General features: G+C 39.4%; 20 protein-coding genes and 1 pseudogene. 18 read left to right on the top strand and 3 right to left on the bottom strand.

All coding sequences use genetic code 11. The features are described from left to right. Positions 1-21: 21 nt before the first annotated feature. A complete protein-coding gene (gene hslR, locus A9501_RS08055; RefSeq protein WP_048953393.1) occupies positions 22-420 on the bottom strand; it encodes a ribosome-associated heat shock protein Hsp15 in 399 nt (132 codons plus the stop codon). A gap of 206 nt (positions 421-626) precedes the next feature. Here hslR and A9501_RS08060 point away from each other — a divergent pair, with 206 nt between their 5' ends. The 10 genes and pseudogenes from A9501_RS08060 (at position 627) to gnd (ending at position 9,369) form a co-directional block, all read left to right on the top strand. Further along, positions 627-2,615 (top strand): OPT family oligopeptide transporter, encoded by a 1,989-nt coding sequence (locus A9501_RS08060; RefSeq protein ID WP_065265531.1) that lies wholly within the window; start codon positions 627-629, stop codon positions 2,613-2,615. A 53-nt stretch (positions 2,616-2,668) separates the two neighbouring features. After that, on the top strand, positions 2,669-3,085 hold the full coding sequence (locus tag A9501_RS08065) for a hypothetical protein (RefSeq protein ID WP_065265532.1): 417 nt from the start codon (positions 2,669-2,671) through the stop codon (positions 3,083-3,085). Positions 3,086-3,089: 4 nt separating this feature from the next. After that, positions 3,090-3,899 (top strand): 3'(2'),5'-bisphosphate nucleotidase CysQ, encoded by an 810-nt coding sequence (cysQ, locus tag A9501_RS08070; RefSeq protein WP_065265533.1) that lies wholly within the window; start codon positions 3,090-3,092, stop codon positions 3,897-3,899. A 74-nt stretch (positions 3,900-3,973) separates the two neighbouring features. Beyond that, entirely contained in the window at positions 3,974-5,458 is a 1,485-nt protein-coding gene (zwf, locus tag A9501_RS08075) for a glucose-6-phosphate dehydrogenase (RefSeq protein WP_065265534.1), read from the top strand. Between the two features lie 87 nt (positions 5,459-5,545). Next, complete coding sequence (pgl, locus tag A9501_RS08080; RefSeq protein ID WP_065265535.1) at positions 5,546-6,244, top strand: 6-phosphogluconolactonase; 699 nt, start codon at positions 5,546-5,548, stop codon at positions 6,242-6,244. A 33-nt stretch (positions 6,245-6,277) separates the two neighbouring features. Continuing rightward, positions 6,278-6,670: a GNAT family N-acetyltransferase gene (locus tag A9501_RS08085; RefSeq protein WP_065265536.1), complete on the top strand. Its 393-nt coding sequence runs from the start codon at positions 6,278-6,280 to the stop codon at positions 6,668-6,670. 65 nt (positions 6,671-6,735) lie between these two features. Further along, positions 6,736-7,068: a n-acetylglutamate synthase gene (locus tag A9501_RS08090; RefSeq protein ID WP_065265537.1), complete on the top strand. Its 333-nt coding sequence runs from the start codon at positions 6,736-6,738 to the stop codon at positions 7,066-7,068. A gap of 16 nt (positions 7,069-7,084) precedes the next feature. Beyond that, positions 7,085-7,243: pseudogene (locus A9501_RS09565) on the top strand (GNAT family N-acetyltransferase); the annotation flags it as partial. Positions 7,244-7,400: 157 nt separating this feature from the next. Next, positions 7,401-7,832 (top strand): toxin-antitoxin system YwqK family antitoxin, encoded by a 432-nt coding sequence (locus tag A9501_RS08095; RefSeq protein WP_111407771.1) that lies wholly within the window; start codon positions 7,401-7,403, stop codon positions 7,830-7,832. Between the two features lie 82 nt (positions 7,833-7,914). Further along, positions 7,915-9,369 (top strand): decarboxylating NADP(+)-dependent phosphogluconate dehydrogenase, encoded by a 1,455-nt coding sequence (gene gnd, locus A9501_RS08100; protein ID WP_048953406.1) that lies wholly within the window; start codon positions 7,915-7,917, stop codon positions 9,367-9,369. A gap of 131 nt (positions 9,370-9,500) precedes the next feature. On the opposite strand, the gene pepD is transcribed toward gnd, so the two are convergent. Beyond that, entirely contained in the window at positions 9,501-10,958 is a 1,458-nt protein-coding gene (gene pepD / locus A9501_RS08105; RefSeq protein WP_065265538.1) for a beta-Ala-His dipeptidase, read from the bottom strand. Between the two features lie 106 nt (positions 10,959-11,064). On the opposite strand from pepD, the gene gpt reads away from it, so the two are divergent. The 3 genes from gpt to A9501_RS08120 all read left to right on the top strand — a co-directional run bounded on the left by gpt (position 11,065) and on the right by A9501_RS08120 (position 13,934). Then, positions 11,065-11,532, top strand: coding sequence for a xanthine phosphoribosyltransferase (gpt, locus tag A9501_RS08110; RefSeq protein WP_048953410.1), 468 nt, complete (start codon positions 11,065-11,067; stop codon positions 11,530-11,532). Positions 11,533-11,672: 140 nt separating this feature from the next. Then, positions 11,673-12,290, top strand: coding sequence for a ribosome biogenesis GTP-binding protein YihA/YsxC (gene yihA / locus A9501_RS08115; RefSeq protein WP_065265539.1), 618 nt, complete (start codon positions 11,673-11,675; stop codon positions 12,288-12,290). A 114-nt stretch (positions 12,291-12,404) separates the two neighbouring features. Then, positions 12,405-13,934 carry a YifB family Mg chelatase-like AAA ATPase gene (locus A9501_RS08120; protein ID WP_065265540.1) on the top strand — a complete coding sequence of 510 codons (1,530 nt, stop codon included), beginning with the start codon at positions 12,405-12,407 and terminating at the stop codon, positions 13,932-13,934. A gap of 33 nt (positions 13,935-13,967) precedes the next feature. Here A9501_RS08120 and deoC read toward each other — a convergent pair whose 3' ends face one another. Continuing rightward, positions 13,968-14,639 (bottom strand): deoxyribose-phosphate aldolase, encoded by a 672-nt coding sequence (deoC, locus tag A9501_RS08125; RefSeq protein ID WP_065265541.1) that lies wholly within the window; start codon positions 14,637-14,639, stop codon positions 13,968-13,970. 109 nt (positions 14,640-14,748) lie between these two features. Between deoC and A9501_RS08130 the strand changes: the two genes are divergently transcribed. From A9501_RS08130 to rfaC, 5 genes are all read left to right on the top strand, one after another. Further along, on the top strand, positions 14,749-15,252 hold the full coding sequence (locus A9501_RS08130) for a protein disulfide oxidoreductase (protein WP_065265542.1): 504 nt from the start codon (positions 14,749-14,751) through the stop codon (positions 15,250-15,252). A gap of 52 nt (positions 15,253-15,304) precedes the next feature. After that, positions 15,305-16,231 carry an ADP-glyceromanno-heptose 6-epimerase gene (gene rfaD, locus A9501_RS08135; RefSeq protein WP_005636304.1) on the top strand — a complete coding sequence of 309 codons (927 nt, stop codon included), beginning with the start codon at positions 15,305-15,307 and terminating at the stop codon, positions 16,229-16,231. 85 nt (positions 16,232-16,316) lie between these two features. Further along, positions 16,317-17,357, top strand: a complete 1,041-nt coding sequence (waaF, locus tag A9501_RS08140) for a lipopolysaccharide heptosyltransferase II (RefSeq protein ID WP_049363979.1) — start codon at positions 16,317-16,319, stop codon at positions 17,355-17,357. Further along, complete coding sequence (locus tag A9501_RS08145) at positions 17,354-18,259, top strand: DMT family transporter (protein ID WP_065265543.1); 906 nt, start codon at positions 17,354-17,356, stop codon at positions 18,257-18,259. Before waaF ends, A9501_RS08145 begins: the two co-directional genes overlap by 4 nt. After that, complete coding sequence (rfaC, locus tag A9501_RS08150; protein ID WP_065265544.1) at positions 18,256-19,212, top strand: lipopolysaccharide heptosyltransferase RfaC; 957 nt, start codon at positions 18,256-18,258, stop codon at positions 19,210-19,212. Before A9501_RS08145 ends, rfaC begins: the two co-directional genes overlap by 4 nt. The last annotated feature ends 14 nt before the right edge of the window (positions 19,213-19,226 follow it).

Raw genomic sequence — 19,226 nt, forward strand, 5'->3', positions numbered from 1 at the left:
TGTATTAAGTGCGGTTATTTTTTATTCAAAGTGATCTTGGTGTTTAAATTTCAGTAAATTACGTCTTTCTTGTTTGTTTGGGCGACGATCAGGATGGGGCATGGATAATGCATTATTTTTACGAGCCCATGCTATTTCCTCACGTTTTTTTAGGCTTGTTTCCGTTTCCCGGTAAAGTAATTGTGCATCAGGTGCGCCACGACGTTGATCACTTAATGCAAGTACTTCAACTTCTTTTTCTTCATTCCCTTGGCGTAATTTTATTAATGCACCTAGTTCTACAATTTTACTAACTTTTGCACGTTGTCCATTGTAGTGTATTTTCCCCCCTTCAATCATGGTTTTGGCGATAGTACGAGTTTTGTAAAAACGTGCTGCCCATAACCATTTATCTAAGCGGACACCTTCTTTGCTAGCCATGAATTTACCTTTTGGATTAGGTTATTATTGAATAAGATAGTATCACAAATCTTATTTATTGCATTTTTATTAAATTAGGAAAGAGAAATACCGCTTAATTTAAATATTTTCTAATTGAATAAAATTAAGATTAAAAGTACTTGAAAAAATATGTGTTTTTTGCGATTTTTAAAGTGTTCTCTTTTTTTTACTTAAGGATGTAACATATGCATAACGAAAACTTAAAAGAATTGACCTTTCGAGGGATCATCCTCGGCGCATTGATTACAGTGATTTTCACTGCATCTAATGTGTATCTCGGTCTAAAAGTAGGGATGACATTCGCGTCATCTATTCCGGCGGCCGTCATTTCTATGGCTGTACTCAAATTTTTCAAAGATTCTAGTATTCTTGAAAATAACATGGTGCAAACACAAGCATCTTCAGCGGGGACACTTTCTTCTGTGATCTTCGTCTTACCAGGCTTATTAATGATGGGTTACTGGCAAGACTTCCCATTCTGGCAAACTATGCTGATTTGTGCTGCTGGTGGTACATTGGGCGTGTTATTCACCATTCCATTACGCCGTGCGATGGTGGTAAACAGTGATTTACCTTATCCTGAAGGGGTAGCGGCTGCTGAAATCTTAAAAGCGGGTAATCATGAAGATGGCGATAGCGGCGTGAAAGATATTGCTTACGGTGGTGTTTTAGCGGGATTAGTTGCATTTTTAACCAACGGTTTACGCGTGATGGCTGATGGTGCAAGCGCTTGGATTCAAACTGGTAAAGCGGCTTTCCAATTACCAATGGGCTTTTCACTTGCCTTGCTTGGTGCGGGTTATTTAATTGGTATCGTAGGCGGTATTGCGATGTTAATCGGTGTTATTTTGACTTGGGGTGTGGCTGTGCCATATTTCACGATGTCAGGTGATATCGCGGCTGACGCAAGCTTAATTGATGCTGCTATGGTGGTTTGGAAAACGAAAGTACGCTTTATTGGTGTGGGTACAATTGGTATCGCAGCGATTTGGACATTACTGATTTTAATGAAACCAATGATTGAAGGGATGGTACATTCTTTCCGTATGTTGAAAGGTGGACAGGCTGAATCTGAGCATCGCGTAGATATCGACCTTTCTCCAAAAACAATGATTTACATCTTAATCGCGACTGTTGTGTTAATTGTTATTTCATTACACCACTTTATCGCGGCTGCACCGATTTCACCGGAGCTTTCCATTTTATTAGTGGTAGTTTGTACTTTCTTAGCTGTATTTATCGGCTTCTTTGTAGCTGCAGCTTCTGGTTATATGGCAGGTTTAGTGGGTTCATCTTCAAGCCCAATTTCTGGTATCGGGATTATTTCTGTTATCGTGATTTCATTGGTATTGGTGTCAATCGGTAATGCATCTGGCTTATTTGAAACCGTAGATGGTCAGAAATTTTTAACCGCACTTACACTCTTTACTGCGTCAATTGTATTAACCACCGCAACAATTTCTAATGATAACTTGCAAGATTTAAAAACGGGTTTATTGGTGGATGCGACACCTTGGCGTCAACAGGTAGCATTAATTATCGGTTGCTTTGTCGGTGCGCTTGTTATCGCACCAGTATTAGAAATCTTATATCACGCGTATGGTTTCAGCGGTGCGTTGCCACGTCCAGATATGGATCCTTCACAGGCTCTATCTGCACCACAAGCAACATTAATGACCACTATTTCTCAAGGTATTTTTACCAATAAATTGGAATGGACTTATATCTTAACTGGTGTGGTTTTGGGGGCTGTGTTAATTACGATTGATGCATTCTTGAAAAAAGTCAGCAACAAAGTCTTTGGCTTGCCAGTTATTGCCGTGGGGATTGGTATTTACTTACCACCATCAATTAATATGCCTGTGATTGTTGGTGCATTCTTAGCGTGGATCATGACTCGCCATATTGCAAAACTTGGTAACAAAGAAGTGTCAGCTAAAGCAGAACGTTTCGGTACCCTTTTTTCTGCAGGTTTAATCGTAGGTGAAAGCTTAATGGGGGTGATTTTAGCATTCATTATTGCGGCTTCTGTTACTACCGGTGGTTCTGAAGCGCCATTATCCTTAAATCTTGAAAACTGGGATACTATTGGCGAGTGGTTAGGTTTAATCGTATTTATCGTGGGCATTGTGATTTTTGCATCTCGCGTATTACGTGCGAAAAAATCTGATTAATCCTTAAATTTATTTTAGAATAGGCTACCTTTGGGATAGCCTATTTTTTTATTATGAAATCTTATTTAAAAACACTTATTTTTTTTCCTCTAATTTTACAAGTAATCGTCACCGCACTTTTGATTTGGTTCGATGATGATTCAAGTGGCGTTATCGTTCCTTTTTCTAGCTATGCTCTCACAGCATTTCTTCTTGCCACCATTCCCGCATTTTTAACCGCACTTTTAGCTGTAAAATTCCGTTACACACGTTATAACATTGCTTCGATTGTATTAGTTTCCTCTATCATTTCATTTGTTTACTGCAATATGGCATCTTATTTTTATTTACTATTGCTCGGTGAACAAGAAACTTCCTTTTGGGGCTGGTTAACCGAAGGGGGATTATCCCTCGGGCTAATAAGCACATGCGGAATGGTGTTTTATGCTCTATTTGTGATGCCGTGGTTGCTGCCAAAAATAAGAGAATAATTTTATGCTCACGTTAAACGAACATTTACTTAACCAAGTATTGCTGATTGCTTATCAAGCGGGTAAGCATTTGCAACAGTTTTATCAAAAACAGGTTCATGTTGAATTGAAAGAAGACAACACGCCTGTGACGGAAGCGGATCTTTTTGTGAGCCAATTTTTAACAGAAAAATTGACCGCACTTTTTCCTAATGTCTCTGTTCTTTCGGAAGAAAATTGTCATATTTCCTTTGAAGAACGTAAAAATTGGAAAGAATATTGGTTGATCGATCCTCTTGATGGCACACAACAATTTATTAATCGTACCGATCAATTTTCTGTGTTGATAACCTTAGTTCGTAAAAATAAGCCAGTATTAAGCGTTATTCATGCACCAATTTTATCGACGACTTATTATGCAATGCGTGATTTTGGAGCATTTAAAAAACAAGTGGATCAGGTAAAAAAACTCACTAAAACCACGATTAATTTTGACCGCCCTTTACGAATTGCGGTAGGTGCAACCACTTCACAAGAAAAAGTGAGGTCGATTTTACCGAAGGATTTTCCTAGTGAATTTGTTGTGGTGGGTTCAAGTAGCTTAAAAAGCGGTTTAGTGGCTGAAGGTGCAGTAGATTGTTATGTTCGTTTAGGACAAACTGGTGAATGGGATACCGCTGGCGCTGAAGTCCTACTGGGTGAAACTCACGGTGCCATTTTTGACGCTCATTTTGAGCATTTAACCTATAACCAACGAGAAACCTTAATTAATCCGCATTTTGTAATGGTGGGCGATCAATCACTCGATTGGCGTTCTATCTTTCAATTTAATTGATTGGTTCGATTGGTTTTTTTCTCTAGAATACGGCATTATTTTCGACATTACTCGGAATCTTATAAGGAATAATTATGCAAACTGATAATAACTGTATCGTCATTTTTGGCGCGTCTGGTGACTTAACTCACCGTAAACTCATTCCAGCTCTTTATAATCTCTATAAAATTGGGCGTTTGAGTGAAAACTTTTCCGTTCTAGGTGTTGCACGTTCTGACTTGAATGATGAAACTTTCCGCGAAAAAATGCGTGAGGCGTTAATCCATAATGAAGAAACAACACCAGAAACCTTAGATGCTTTCTGCTCTCATCTTTATTACCAAGCTGTGAATACTTCGGATGCTCAAGATTACGGTAAACTTGTTCCACGCTTAGATGACCTTCATGATAAATATAAAACCTGTGGTAACACCCTTTACTATATGTCCACTCCGCCAAGTCTTTATGGCGTGATTCCTGAGTGTTTGGCTGCACATGGTTTAAATACGGAAGAATATGGCTGGAAGCGTATTATTGTTGAAAAACCTTTTGGTTACGATGAAAAAACAGCGCAAGCATTAGACGTACAAATCCACCGTTTCTTTGAAGAACACCAAATTTATCGTATCGACCATTATTTAGGTAAAGAAACAGTACAAAATTTGCTTGTATTACGTTTCTCAAATGGTTGGTTTGAACCGCTTTGGAACCGTAATTTCATTGATTATGTAGAAATTACTGGTGCAGAATCTATAGGCGTGGAAGAGCGCGGTGGCTATTATGATGGTTCTGGCGCAATGCGCGATATGTTCCAAAACCATTTATTGCAAGTATTAGCGATGGTGGCAATGGAGCCGCCAGCGATTATTAATGCGAACTCCATGCGTGATGAAGTAGCAAAAGTGATGCATAGTTTGCGTCCGTTAACTGCAGAAGATATGGAGCATAATCTCGTTTTGGGACAATACACCGCATCGGAAATCAACGGTAAAATGGCAAAAGGTTATTTGGAAGAAAAAGGTGTACCGGCAGATTCTCGCACTGAAACCTACATCGCATTGCGTTGTGAAATTGAAAACTGGCGTTGGGCTGGCGTGCCATTCTATGTTCGTACGGGTAAACGTTTACCTGCTCGTGTGACTGAAATTGTGATTCATTTTAAAACCACGCCACATCCTGTATTCAGCCAAAATGCACCAGAGAATAAATTGATTATTCGTATTCAACCTGATGAAGCGATTTCAATGCGTTTTGGTTTGAAAAAACCAGGTGCAGGTTTTGAAGCGAAAGAAGTATCAATGGATTTCCGTTATGCAGATTTAGCAGGCGCACAAGTATTAACCGCTTATGAACGCTTATTGTTGGATGCGATGAAAGGCGATGCAACCTTGTTTGCTCGTACTGATGCTGTGCATGCTGCATGGAAATTTGTGCAACCGATTTTAGATTATAAAGCCAATGGTGGTCGTATTCACGAATATGAATCTGGCACTTGGGGCCCTGTTGCAGCTGATAAATTAATCGCAAAACAAGGCAAGGTTTGGCGTAAACCGACAGGTTTAATGAAGAAAAAAGTTTAATTAATCTAATGTAGGGGGGCTTTAGCCCACCTCTCTTAATATCGAACATAATAAATTGTGGGCTAAAGCCCACCCTACGGAAAATCAATGAACACTATCATCTTCCCAACTGCGCAACACGCAGTCGATAAAATTGCCCAAGAATTTGTGATTTATAGCCAATTAAATCACCCCGTGCATATTTCTCTTTCTGGCGGTTCAACGCCTAAGCTGTTATTTAAAACTTTAGCCAAATCACCTTATGCTGAACAAATTAACTGGAAAAATCTGCATTTTTGGTGGGGGGATGATCGCATGGTTCCGCCATCTGATCCTGAAAGTAACTATGGCGAAGTACAAAAACTCTTATTCGATCACATTCAAATTCCAGCAGAAAATATCAATCGAATTCGTGGCGAAAATGAACCGCACTTTGAGTTAAAACGCTTCGAAGAAGAATTAAGTGCGGTCATTCCAAACGGTGTTTTTGATTGGATCATTTTAGGTATGGGGGCAGACGGTCATACTGCTTCTCTCTTCCCACATCAAACCAATTTTGATGATGAAAATCTAGTTGTCATTGCTAAGCACCCTGAAAGTGGTCAAATTCGCATTTCTAAAACCGCTAAACTCATTGAACAAGCCAAACGCATTACCTACTTAGTAACGGGCGAAAGCAAAGCGGAAATCCTCAAAGAAATTCAAACTAGACCCGCTGAAAACCTCCCTTATCCCGCTGCAAAAATTAAAGCAAAAAATGGGGTGACAGAATGGTATTTGGATAAAGCGGCCGCTAAATTGCTATAACAAGTTGAGTATCAAATATCACAGGCTTACAAAATGATAGACTACAAAGTGAATGAATCGATTTCAGTTAAACAATTTATTGAATTGCTAAATAAAACAACACTCGGGGTACGCCGTCCGTTAGAGGATGAAAAACGTGTCGCGACAATGTTGCACCATGCGGATTTATTAGTGACTGCTTGGGATGGTAAACAATTAGTGGGCGTAGCACGTTCTGTGACGGATTTTGCCTATTGCTGTTATTTATCTGACTTAGCGGTTGATGAACAATATCAAAAGCAAGGTATTGGATTGCAATTGATTGAACACACTAAGCAAGCCTTACATCCACAAGCCAAAATCGTGCTGTTATCTGCTCCACAAGCAGTGGATTATTATCCGCATATTGGATTTACGCAGCATATGAGTGCGTGGACGAAGAGTTAATTTATTAGCATTGTATGGATTAAAGTAAGATTAAAATATAGATACATCAGATGCGGAGTGACTTAATGTTGAATTTAGATAATAAAAAATTTGTTGCTGTTGAAAACACCGAAAATGGTGAAGTGAGTAGCCAAACAGAATTTCATTACCATCAACAAGGTAAAATGATTTGGGCTGAATATGGTGGCGGTGAAATTTTAAAAGGCTTTTTAATTGGGAAATGGATTGACGATACTCAAATTGAATTTACATATCAACATTTAAATCACTCTCTAGAAAATCGTTTGGGGCGTTGCTGTACAACATTTTCTTTAGAAGAAAGTAAACTCGTCGGCCATGAAAAATGGCAGTGGCTAGACACGTTAGAGCAAGGAAGCTCTTTGATTAGAGAAATTTAAAAGAAGTTTTGCTATAGAATATCTGAAACAAGGTATCATCTTGCAGTTAATTGAATACACTAAGCAAGCCTTACATCCACAAGCCAAAATCGTGCTTTTATCTGCTCCACAAGCAGTGGATTATTATCCATATATTGGATTTACTCAACATATGAGTGCGTGGACGAAGAGGTAAATACTTGGAAAGGTGGCTGCACTTTTGCGTAGAAAGAAGATGGATTACTGATAGCGCACGTTTCATAACGTATGCTTGTAGATAAAGGCACGCGTCAGGAGACACGCGCTATCATAGGGTTTTTAATTTAATAACATTTATTTTTTAGGGTAAAAATATGAAAAAAATATTAGTAACATTATTTGCATCTCTCATATTGACCGCATGTGTGACAGATAATAACAAGACTACTTCTTCACAGCCTGAAATTAATCAGATTAGTGATATTCCTGAAAGTATGAGAACGATCTCTAAAAAACAAGTTCCTGCTAATATAAAAGATGGTGAATTTACAGGAACTGCAAGTAATGGTCGAACTTTTAAAACAGTTGTAAAAAATGGGTATGTAGATAAATATTTTGATGTTTATCACCCTAATGGGAAATTGCACTCTCATACACCATTGGTAAAAGGACTAGCTCAAGGATGGTCTGAAGGTTATACGCAAGAAGGTAAGTTAAGAACAAAAATTTTTTATAAAAATGGACATCTAATTCGATTTCAAGTCTATGATGAAAAAGGTTCTTTGATTAAAGATATTAAAGAATAGAATTTATTTTGTAGAGTGCAACTTATTGCACCAACATATTCAAATCGGTACAACAACTTGTACCCTACAACAGGAGAAAACAATGTCAGTAAAAGGCGACATCGGTGTTATCGGCTTAGCCGTTATGGGGCAGAACCTCATTTTAAATATGAACGACCACGGGTTTAAAGTGGTGGCGTATAACCGAACCACATCCAAAGTGGATGAATTTTTACAAGGTGCGGCAAAAGGCACGAACATTATCGGTGCTTATTCTTTGGAAGATTTGGCCGCTAAATTAGAAAAACCACGCAAAGTGATGTTAATGGTGCGCGCGGGTGATGTGGTGGACCAATTCATTGAGGCATTACTGCCACATTTAGAAGAAGGCGATATCATCATTGATGGGGGTAACTCAAACTATCCTGATACCAACCGTCGTGTAAAAACATTAGCTGAAAAAGGCATTCGCTTTATCGGTTCGGGTGTTTCTGGCGGTGAAGAAGGTGCGCGTCATGGACCATCTATCATGCCAGGTGGTAACCACGAAGCATGGCCATATGTTAAACCAATCTTCCAAGCAATCTCAGCTAAAACAGAACAAGGCGAACCTTGCTGTGACTGGGTTGGCGGTGAAGGTGCAGGCCACTTCGTGAAAATGGTTCACAATGGTATCGAATATGGCGATATGCAATTAATCTGTGAAGCTTACCAATTCTTAAAAGAAGGTTTAGGCTTGAGCTATGGCGAAATGCAAGCTATCTTCGCAGAATGGAAAAAAACTGAACTTGATAGCTATTTAATCGATATCACCACCGATATTCTTGGTTATAAAGAGGCTGATGGTGAACCATTAGTTGAAAAAATCTTAGATACCGCAGGCCAAAAAGGGACAGGTAAATGGACGGGTATCAATGCATTAGATTTTGGTATTCCATTAACCTTAATCACTGAATCTGTCTTTGCTCGTTGTGTATCTTCATTTAAAGATCAACGTGTTGCCGCTAACCAATTATTCGGCAAAACAATTCAACCAGTTGAAGGCGATAAAAAAGTGTGGATTGAAGCGGTACGTAAAGCCTTATTGGCGTCTAAAATCATTTCTTACGCACAAGGCTTTATGCTGATTCGTGAAGCCTCTGAACAATTTAGCTGGAACATCAACTACGGTGCAACAGCATTATTATGGCGTGAAGGTTGTATTATCCGTAGCCGTTTCTTAGGTAACATTCGTGATGCATATGAAGCCAATCCAGATTTAATCTTCTTAGGTTCAGATAGTTACTTCAAAGGCATTTTAGAAAACGCATTAAGCGACTGGCGTAAAGTGGTGGCAAAATCTATCGAAGTGGGTATTCCAATGCCTTGTATGGCGTCTGCAATCACCTTCTTAGATGGTTATACTTCAGCACGTTTACCAGCAAACTTATTGCAAGCTCAACGTGACTATTTCGGTGCACACACTTACGAGCGTACTGATAAACCACGTGGTGAATTCTTCCACACCAACTGGACAGGTCGAGGTGGGAATACAGCCTCTACCACTTATGATGTGTAGTTAAAATATCGATAAAAATTACCGCACTTTGAGATATTAAAGTGCGGTATTTTTTTATCTCTTTTTTGTTTATTTTGAGATATTTAAAAAGGCGATAAAAATATTGAAATTCCATCGCTTTTTATTATTTATTAAGCTTTAACTGGTATATCAGCTAATACATTTACTAATACATTCCAGTAGGTTATGACAGTAGAAATCTGTACTTTCTCATCTGGTGAATGCGCATTACGGATAGTTGGTCCTAGAGAAATCATTTCGATATTAGGATAATGCTCTTTGAGTAATCCACATTCCAAACCCGCATGAATGACTTTAATATCAGGTTGTTTGCCTAACACTGCAGCATAATGTTTTTGGGTAAGATTTAATATGGAGGAATCATTGACTGGTTTCCAACCTGGATATGGTGCTGAAAATTCAGTTTTCGCACCCGCAAGGTTGGCAACAGAGGTTAATAATTCTGTTACATAATCTTTACCGCTTTCAATTAATGAACGTACTAAAATAGTTCCCTTCACACTGTGCTCTTCGGTCTTTAATACCCCAATGCTGAGTGAACTTTCGACAACATTTTTGATTACATCGCTATTACGAATGACGCCGTTAGGTAACGCGTTTAATAAATGAATGACTTTTTCTGTTGATTCTAAGGTAAAGATAGATTGTGGTTTTTCCGATGATTCTAAGAAAAGCTTAAGGTTAGGTTCAGCAATGAATAATTCTTCTTTTAATAAAATGTTTAGTTTTTCTACCTCACTTTCAAAAGCATGAGGTTCGCCATTGAAAACTAGAATCGCAACAGCTTCTCTAGGAATCGCGTTTCGAATTGAACCACCACGAATTTCTGCAAGCTGGAAAGGAGAAGTGTTTTGTGAAAGTTTCGCTAATACGCGAGCCATAACTTTGATTGCATTAGCTCGTCCAGTATGAATATCGCAACCTGAATGTCCACCACGCAAACCTTTCAATGTGAGTTGAATTGATTGCTCAAAAGTGTTGTTTTCCCATTGAATTGGTATTGATAAATTGGCATTAATTCCTCCGGCACAACCGATATAAATTTCTCCGATTTCTTCAGTGTCAGTATTGATAAGAATGTCCGATTGTAGCCAATTACGACGGAGGTGTAATGCACCGTCCATTCCTGTTTCTTCTGTCATGGTAAGAAGGACTTCAAGTGGTGGATGTGCGATATTATCGCTTTCAAGTACGGCTAATGTAGATGCTAAACCAATACCATTATCGGAACCAAGCGTTGTCCCTTTTGCTTTTACCCAATCGCCATCAATATAAGGACGAATCGGATCTTTGGTGAAATCATGCGGATTACCTTCATTAGCCTGAGGTACCATATCCAAGTGGGCTTGCAATACAACAGGTGTGCGATTCTCCATACCTACTGTTGCAGGTTTGCGAATTAATACATTACCCGCCTCGTCACGTTCTGCAAAAAAATGCTTTTCTTTTGCCCAGTTAACAATAAAGTTTGCAAGTGTATCTTCATGATGAGATGGATGTGGTATTGCACAAATTTGATCGAACCATTTCCATAGCAATTCGGGTTGAAGTGTTGTAATTTCAGACATAGTTTCTCCTTTTTATCGAAAAAATTTGAGGAAATAATAGCATAAAATGCTATTTCAGGTTATCCTTACGCAATTTTTATTTATTGACAAAATTTAGGGTATTAAAATGAGTGAAAAATATGTGGTGACTTGGGATATGTTCCAAATGCATGCTCGTAAATTATCAGAGCGTTTACTTCCAGCATCCCAATGGAAAGGTATTATTGCCGTGAGTCGCGGTGGTTTATTCCCTGCTGCAGTATTAGCTCGCGAGTTAAGCATTCGCCACGTAGAAACCGTTTGTATTGCAAGTTATCATGACCACAATAATCAAGGTGAATTGCAGGTTCTTCACGCTGCACAGGTACCAAATGGCGGGGAAGGTTTCATCATAGTTGATGATCTAGTTGATACAGGTAATACGGCACGTGCAATCCGTGAAATGTATCCAAATGCAAAATTTGTGACAGTATTTGCAAAACCAGCAGGGGCAGAACTAGTTGATGATTATGTGATTGATATTCCTCAAAATACTTGGATTGAACAGCCTTGGGATTTAGGATTAATGTTTGTCCCGCCTCTTGCAAGAAAATAAGTTTATTCTTTAGACTTGAATGCGAAATCTCTTTGATTTCGCATTTTTTTATCTCTTAATTTGCCTTTTGAGTTAATCCGTGTCATTTCGGAAACGGGATTATTTATGCTATTCTAAGCGCAATTTTAAAAGGAATCCTTATGTCTGAAATTAAACTTAATTACCATAAAACTCACTTTTTAACGAGTGCGCCGAATATTCGTTCCATTCCTGAAGATACGGGCATTGAAATTGCGTTTGCGGGGCGTTCAAACGCAGGAAAATCGACCGCACTTAATGCATTAACTAATCAAAAAAATTTGGCCCGTACCTCAAAAACGCCGGGTCGCACACAATTAATCAACTTATTTGAAGTGGAACCAAATTGTAAATTGGTGGATTTACCGGGCTATGGTTATGCAGCTGTGCCAGAGCAAATGAAAATCCAATGGCAAAAATCATTAGGTGAATATTTGCAAAAGCGCGAATGTTTGGCGGGATTGGTTGTGTTGATGGATATTCGCCATCCGCTTAAGGATCTTGACCAACAAATGATTGAATGGGCGGTTTCTGCAGATCTACCAGTACTTTTATTGCTTACTAAAGCCGATAAATTGAGCCAAAGCGCACGTAGTAAACAAGTAAAAATGGTGCGCGAAGCGATTCTTCCATTCCAAGGTGATATTCAAGTAGAAGCCTTTTCTGCACAAAATAAAATTGGTATTGATAAACTGGCAGCGAAATTAGATTTTTGGTTTTCGCCACTTTTTTCGGAATAAAATGTAAATTTTGCGATCTAGATCGCAAGAAAAGCACATGATGAATGATTTCATTATGTGCTTTTTTTATAGTGCAAAAACTATCTTTATTTTTACCGCACTTTAAGGATTATCATGTCCCTTGCTATTGTTTACAGTCGTGCCTCTATGGGAGTGCAAGCACCGCTTGTCACTATTGAGGTACATTTAAGCAACGGAAAACCAGGATTTACGCTTGTTGGTTTGCCCGAAAAAACGGTGAAAGAGGCACAAGATCGGGTGCGTAGCGCGTTGATGAATGCACAATTTAAATACCCAGCCAAGCGTATCACTGTGAATCTCGCCCCTGCGGATTTGCCGAAAGAAGGTGGTCGATTTGATTTGCCTATTGCCATCGGAATTTTAGCCGCCTCGGATCAGCTTGATGCGAGCCGCTTAAAGCAATTTGAATTTGTGGCTGAACTTGCGCTGACGGGGCAATTACGTGGTGTACATGGCGTGATCCCCGCTATTCTTGCAGCGCAAAAGTCAAAGCGAGAGTTAATCATCGCGAAGCAAAATGCCAATGAAGCTTCTCTCGTTTCTGATCAAAATACTTATTTTGCGCAAACGCTTTTAGACGTGGTGCAATTTCTCAACAGTCAGGAAAAATTACCCCTTGCCACTGAAATTGTGAAAGAAAGTGCGGTAAATTTTTCGGGTAAAAATACATTAGATTTAACGGATATTATTGGTCAACAGCATGCCAAACGAGCATTGACCATTGCCGCCGCTGGGCAGCATAACTTGCTCTTTCTTGGTCCTCCTGGCACAGGGAAAACCATGTTAGCTAGCCGATTGACAGGGCTTTTACCTGAAATGACTGATTTAGAAGCGATAGAAACGGCATCTGTAACTAGTTTAGTTCAAAATGAGCTAAATTTTCATAATTGGAAACAACGTCCTTTTCGCTCACCGCACCATAGTGCATCAATGCCTGCTTTAGTTGGAGGCGGGACGATCCCAAAACCTGGTGAAATATCCTTAGCAACAAATGGTGTGCTTTTTCTTGATGAGCTTCCAGAATTTGAGCGAAAGGTGTTAGATGCACTACGTCAGCCTTTGGAAAGCGGTGAGATTATTATTTCTCGTGCTAATGCCAAAATCCAATTTCCAGCTCGTTTTCAATTGGTGGCAGCGATGAATCCAAGTCCGACAGGCCATTATACAGGAACACATAACCGCACTTCACCCCAGCAAATTATGCGTTATTTGAATCGACTTTCAGGGCCATTTTTAGATCGTTTCGATTTGTCTATTGAAGTGCCTTTATTGCCACAAGGTAGCTTACAAAATACGGGCGATCGTGGCGAAACCAGCGCACAAGTACGAGAAAAAGTGTTAAAAGTGCGTGAGATTCAAATGGAAAGAGCAGGAAAAATTAACGCTTATTTGAATAGTAAAGAGATTGAGCGTGATTGTAAGTTAAGTGATAAAGATGCCTTTTTCCTTGAAAATGCGCTGAATAAACTGGGGCTTTCTGTACGGGCTTATCATCGTATTTTGAAAGTTTCTCGAACCATTGCTGATCTACAAGGAGAACAACAAATTTCTCAACCACACTTAGCGGAAGCTTTGGGATATCGAGCAATGGATCGTTTATTGCAGAAATTGTCGAATATGTAAAAACGCGTGGTGAGAATACCACGCGTGAAAGGATTAGTAAGTGCTTTGGGTATCTTGTGTACCGCTAATAATTGCAATGCTCGCACTTGCACCAATACGAGTCGCACCCGCTTTAATCATTGCAAGTGCAGTTTCTGTATCACGCACGCCGCCTGATGCTTTAACACCAATATTGCCAACCGTTTGTTTCATCAATGCAACATCTTCTACGGTCGCCCCACCTTTATTGAAGCCTGTTGATGTTTTAACAAAAGCCACACCGATTTCCTTACAAACTTCGCAGGCTTTCATTATTTCATCTTTAGTGAGCAAACAAGTTTCTAAAATCACTTTTAATGGTGTGCCATCACAAGCATTAAATACAGCTTGAATATCTTGTTTTACTGCATCCCATTTTTGCGATTTTATCCAACCTACATTAATCACCATATCAATCTCATTTGCACCCGCTTTTATGGATTCTTGTGTTTCAAATGCTTTGACAGAGGTTAAATTGGCACCTAAAGGGAAGCCAACTACAGTGCAAATTTTTACATTTGATCCTGCAAGTTTTTCTTTAGCGAGTGGAATATAACCAGAATTGATACATACAGAATAAAATCCGTGTTCAATCGCTTCATTACAGAGTGTCAAAATATCTTGTTCATTTTTTTCTGCAGTAAGTGCGGTGTGATCGATATATTGAGCAAGTTGATTCGGTGTCATTATTTTCCTCCTTTATTTATGTTTTACCTATTGTAGCAAAAATCCCTTGTTTTTGACTGTGCTTTTACGCTTGATTACAATCATCTCAATGCGATAAGGAATAAAGAAAATGAAGATTAAAAAACTACTTAAGAATGGCTTATCCCTCTTTTTAACTTTTATTGTGATGAGTAGCATACTGGATTTTGTTCGTCGTCCTGTGGTGCCAGAGGAAATAAATAAAATCACGTTACAAGATCTTCAAGGGAATACGTTCTCTCTTGAAAGTCTTGATCAAAATAAAGCGACGCTGCTTTATTTTTGGGGAACTTGGTGTGGTTATTGTCGCTATACTTCGCCGGCAATTAATTCTTTAGCAAAAGAAGGTTATCAAGTTGTATCGGTGGCGTTACGCTCAGGCAATAAGGCGGACGTAAATGATTATTTAAGTAAGCATGACTACCACTTCACCACGGTTAATGATCCTAAAGGGGAATTTGCGGAACGATGGCAAATTAATGTGACGCCTACAATTGTATTGTTGAGTAAAGGCAAAATGGATCTTGTTACGACGGGCTTAACGAGTTATTGGGGATTAAAAGTGCGGTTGTTTTTCACAGAGTTTTTTGGCTAAGCGGTAGAAAATCTATTACAATACGCAGACTTATTTCAAAGAGGACAGAATTATGATTATCGTAACAGGCGGCGCAGGTTTTATTGGCAGCAATATTGTCAAAGCATTAAATGATTTAGGGCGAAAAGATATTTTAGTGGTAGATAACTTAAAAGACGGCACGAAATTCGCAAATTTAGTTGATTTAGACATTGCAGATTATTGTGATAAAGAAGATTTCATTGCTTCTATTATCGCGGGCGACGAATTTGGTGATATTGATGCAGTATTCCACGAGGGGGCATGTTCTGCGACTACGGAATGGGATGGCAAATACATTATGCACAACAACTACGAATATTCTAAAGAGTTGTTGCATTATTGTCTTGACCGCGAAATTCCTTTCTTCTATGCCTCAAGCGCAGCAACTTATGGTGACACCAAAGTATTCCGTGAAGAACGTGAATTTGAAGGCCCTTTAAATGTGTATGGTTACTCTAAATTCTTGTTCGATCAATATGTGCGTAACATTTTGCCAGAAGCAAAATCGCCAGTATGTGGTTTCCGTTATTTCAATGTTTATGGGCCGCGTGAAAATCATAAAGGTTCTATGGCGAGCGTAGCATTCCACTTGAATAACCAAATCTTAAAAGGTGAAAATCCAAAATTATTTGCAGGCAGCGAACATTTCCGCCGTGATTTCGTTTATGTAGGCGATGTGGCTGCAGTGAATATTTGGTGTTGGCAAAATGGTATTTCAGGTATTTACAACCTTGGTACAGGAAATGCAGAAAGTTTCCGTGCAGTGGCTGATGCGGTAGTGAAATTCCACGGTAAAGGCGAGATTGAAACCATTCCATTCCCAGAGCATTTGAAATCTCGTTATCAAGAATATACTCAAGCAGATTTGACTAAACTTCGCTCAACAGGCTACGATAAACCATTCAAAACAGTCGCCGAAGGCGTGGCTGAATATATGGCATGGTTGAATAGAAAATAAACCGTAGGTTTGCCTACTTCCCATCAACAAAGTGCGGTTAAAAATCTCGGTATTTTTGACCGCACTTTTATCTGAAAGACAGAAAATGAATATTCTAATTATTGGCCCATCTTGGGTTGGCGATATGATGATGTCGCACAGTTTGTACCAGCAACTGAAAATTCAATATCCAAACTGCAATATTGATGTGATGGCACCGAATTGGTGTAAGCCTTTGCTTGCACGTATGCCAGAGGTGCGTAAGGCGATTGAAATGCCATTAGGGCACCGGGCCTTTGAATTGGGAACGCGTTATCGTTTAGGGAAATCTTTGCGTGAACAATATGATATGGCGATTATTTTGCCTAACTCATTGAAATCTGCGTTTGTTCCTTTCTTTGCAAAAATTGCTCATCGTCGGGGTTGGAAAGGTGAAAGCCGTTATATTTTATTGAATGATTTACGTGCTAATAAAAAAGATTATCCGATGATGGTGCAGCGTTATGTTGCATTGGCTTTTGAAAAAGATGCTGTACCAAAAGCCGATGATATTCCTGTCTTGAAACCCTATTTGACGGTTGAGCCAGCGCAACAAACTGAAACCTTAAAAAAATTTGAAAAACAAACCGCACTTTTAGTCGAGCGTCCAATTATTGGTTTTTGTCCTGGTGCAGAATTTGGCCCAGCAAAACGTTGGCCGCATTATCATTATGCAAAATTAGCAGAAATGTTAATTACACAAGGCTATGCAGTGGAGCTATTTGGTTCTGCTAAAGATGAACCTGGGGGCGAAGAAATTCGTCAAGCGCTGCCAGAAGAGTTGCGTGAGTTTTGTGTCAATTTAGCAGGAAAAACAAATTTAAATGAAGCAGTGGATTTAATTGCAAATTGTACGGCAGTCGTGACCAATGACAGTGGTTTGATGCATATTGCGGCAGCAGTAAATCGTCCATTGATTGCACTTTATGGCCCAACGAGTCCGCAATATACGCCGCCGCTTTCGGATAAAGCAACGATTATTCGTTTAATTGAAGGTGGATTGATTAAAGTCCGTAAAGGCGATAAAGAGGGCGGTTATCATCAAAGTTTGATTGATATTACGCCAGAAATGGCATTAGAAAAATTAGAGGCATTATTAGCAAAATGAACCCTCTACGCATACATTTACAATTAATTGGAATGGTGATTTTATGGGGCGCCTCTTGGCCTTGGGGACGAGTGGTTGCCCAAGCTATGCCGACATTTGTTGCTTCAAGCGCGCGCTTTTTTTTCGCCATTATTCCACTCATTATTTGGCTATATGCAGCGAATCGTTTCAAATATGCTAAACAACTGCGACCTAATCAATGGGTGGGGTTATTGTTAACGGCTTTGCTTGGGATCTTTGGTTATTCGACTTTCTTTATTTGGGGGTTGAAATATGTTCCAGCAGGGCAAGGAACAATGGTGGTCGCTTCTAACCCCGTCTTTACGATGTTTTTTGCTATTTTATTATTTAAAGAAAAATGGAATCGCTGGGTTGTATTAGGGATGATTATTGCGATTAGCGGTTCTTTGTTAGCTATGACAAAAGGGAATCCAACTAATCTCTTACAAAATTTTGGATTCGGTCAAATGTTATTGCTTTGTGCTTTAGTTTGCTGGGTTGCTTATACTTTATTGGCTCGTAAAGTATTAATCGGAATTGATTCTCTCACCGCTACCACGATTTCTTCTACTTTTGGTTTTTTCATGCTGACGTTGGCAACATTATGGACGGAAAGTGCGGAAGATTGGGCAACCGTATTTCAATTAAATGGATCGCAATGGTTTAGTTTACTTGGTCTTGCATTTGGCTCAACGGTATTGGCTTATGCATGGTATTTTGATGGTGTGAAACACTTAGGGGCGGGCAATGCCTCGGCCTATATTATTCTTGTGCCGATTTTAGGCATTTTATTTTCAGCCGTTTGGTTGAATGAACAGGTGGATTCCTCCTTAATTATTGGGGGAATTTTAGCCGTATCTGGGCTTGGGATTATGCACTGGGGAAGAAGATTAATTAAATGAAAGTATGCGTGATTAAGACGTCCTCTATGGGGGATGTTATCCACACTTTGCCGGCATTGACTGATGCACAGCGTGCTATCCCTAATCTCTCTATCGATTGGGTGGTGGAAGATAATTTTGCCGAAATTCCACGTTGGCATTCTGCAGTGAATCGCGTGATTCCTATTGCTTTGCGCCGTTGGCGTAAATCGCCTTTTTCCATTCAAACAAGAAATGAGTGGAAAAATTACCGCACTTTGTTGCAGGCTGAAAACTATGATGCTGTAATTGATGCACAAGGGCTCATTAAAAGTGCATTATTTGCAACTCGTTTCGCTCAAGGTGTGAAACATGGCTATGATCGCCAAAGTATCCGAGAGCCGTTAGCGTCTTTTTTCTACGATAAAAAATATGCCATTTCTTATCAACAGCATGCTGTGGAACGAATTCGTCAGCTTTTTGCTCAAAGTTTAGGTTATGAATTACCTCAAGTTCAGGGCGACTATGGTATTGCTCGCCATTTTCTTCATCAAACTTCAGAAAAAAACTATGTGGTATTTATTCATTCTACAACTCGGGCAGATAAGCATTGGGAAGAATCTGAGTGGCAAAAATTGGTTGAAAAAATTACCGCACTTTCTGATTACGAAATTCGCTTGCCTTGGGGAAGTGAACAGGAAAAAGCGCGAGCAGAGCGTTTGGCTCAAGCTCATTCTAATGTGATCGTGTTGCCTAAGTTAACTTTAACGGAGCTTGCAAAACAGCTTGCGAATGCAAAAGCCGTCGTGTCGGTGGATACAGGCTTGGCGCATTTAACTGCCGCCTTGGATAAGCCCAATATTACGCTTTATGGCGCAACGGATCCTAAATTGATTGGCTGTTATGGTAAAAATCAGCATTACTTATCGGCAAGTTCAATGAAAGAGATTTCAGCTGAACAAGTATTCTCACAATTGCTTACTTTTATTTCATAAAAAATGCTCGCACT

The organism is Haemophilus sp. CCUG 66565 (assembly GCF_001679495.1).
Lineage (GTDB): Bacteria > Pseudomonadota > Gammaproteobacteria > Enterobacterales > Pasteurellaceae > Haemophilus > Haemophilus haemolyticus_K.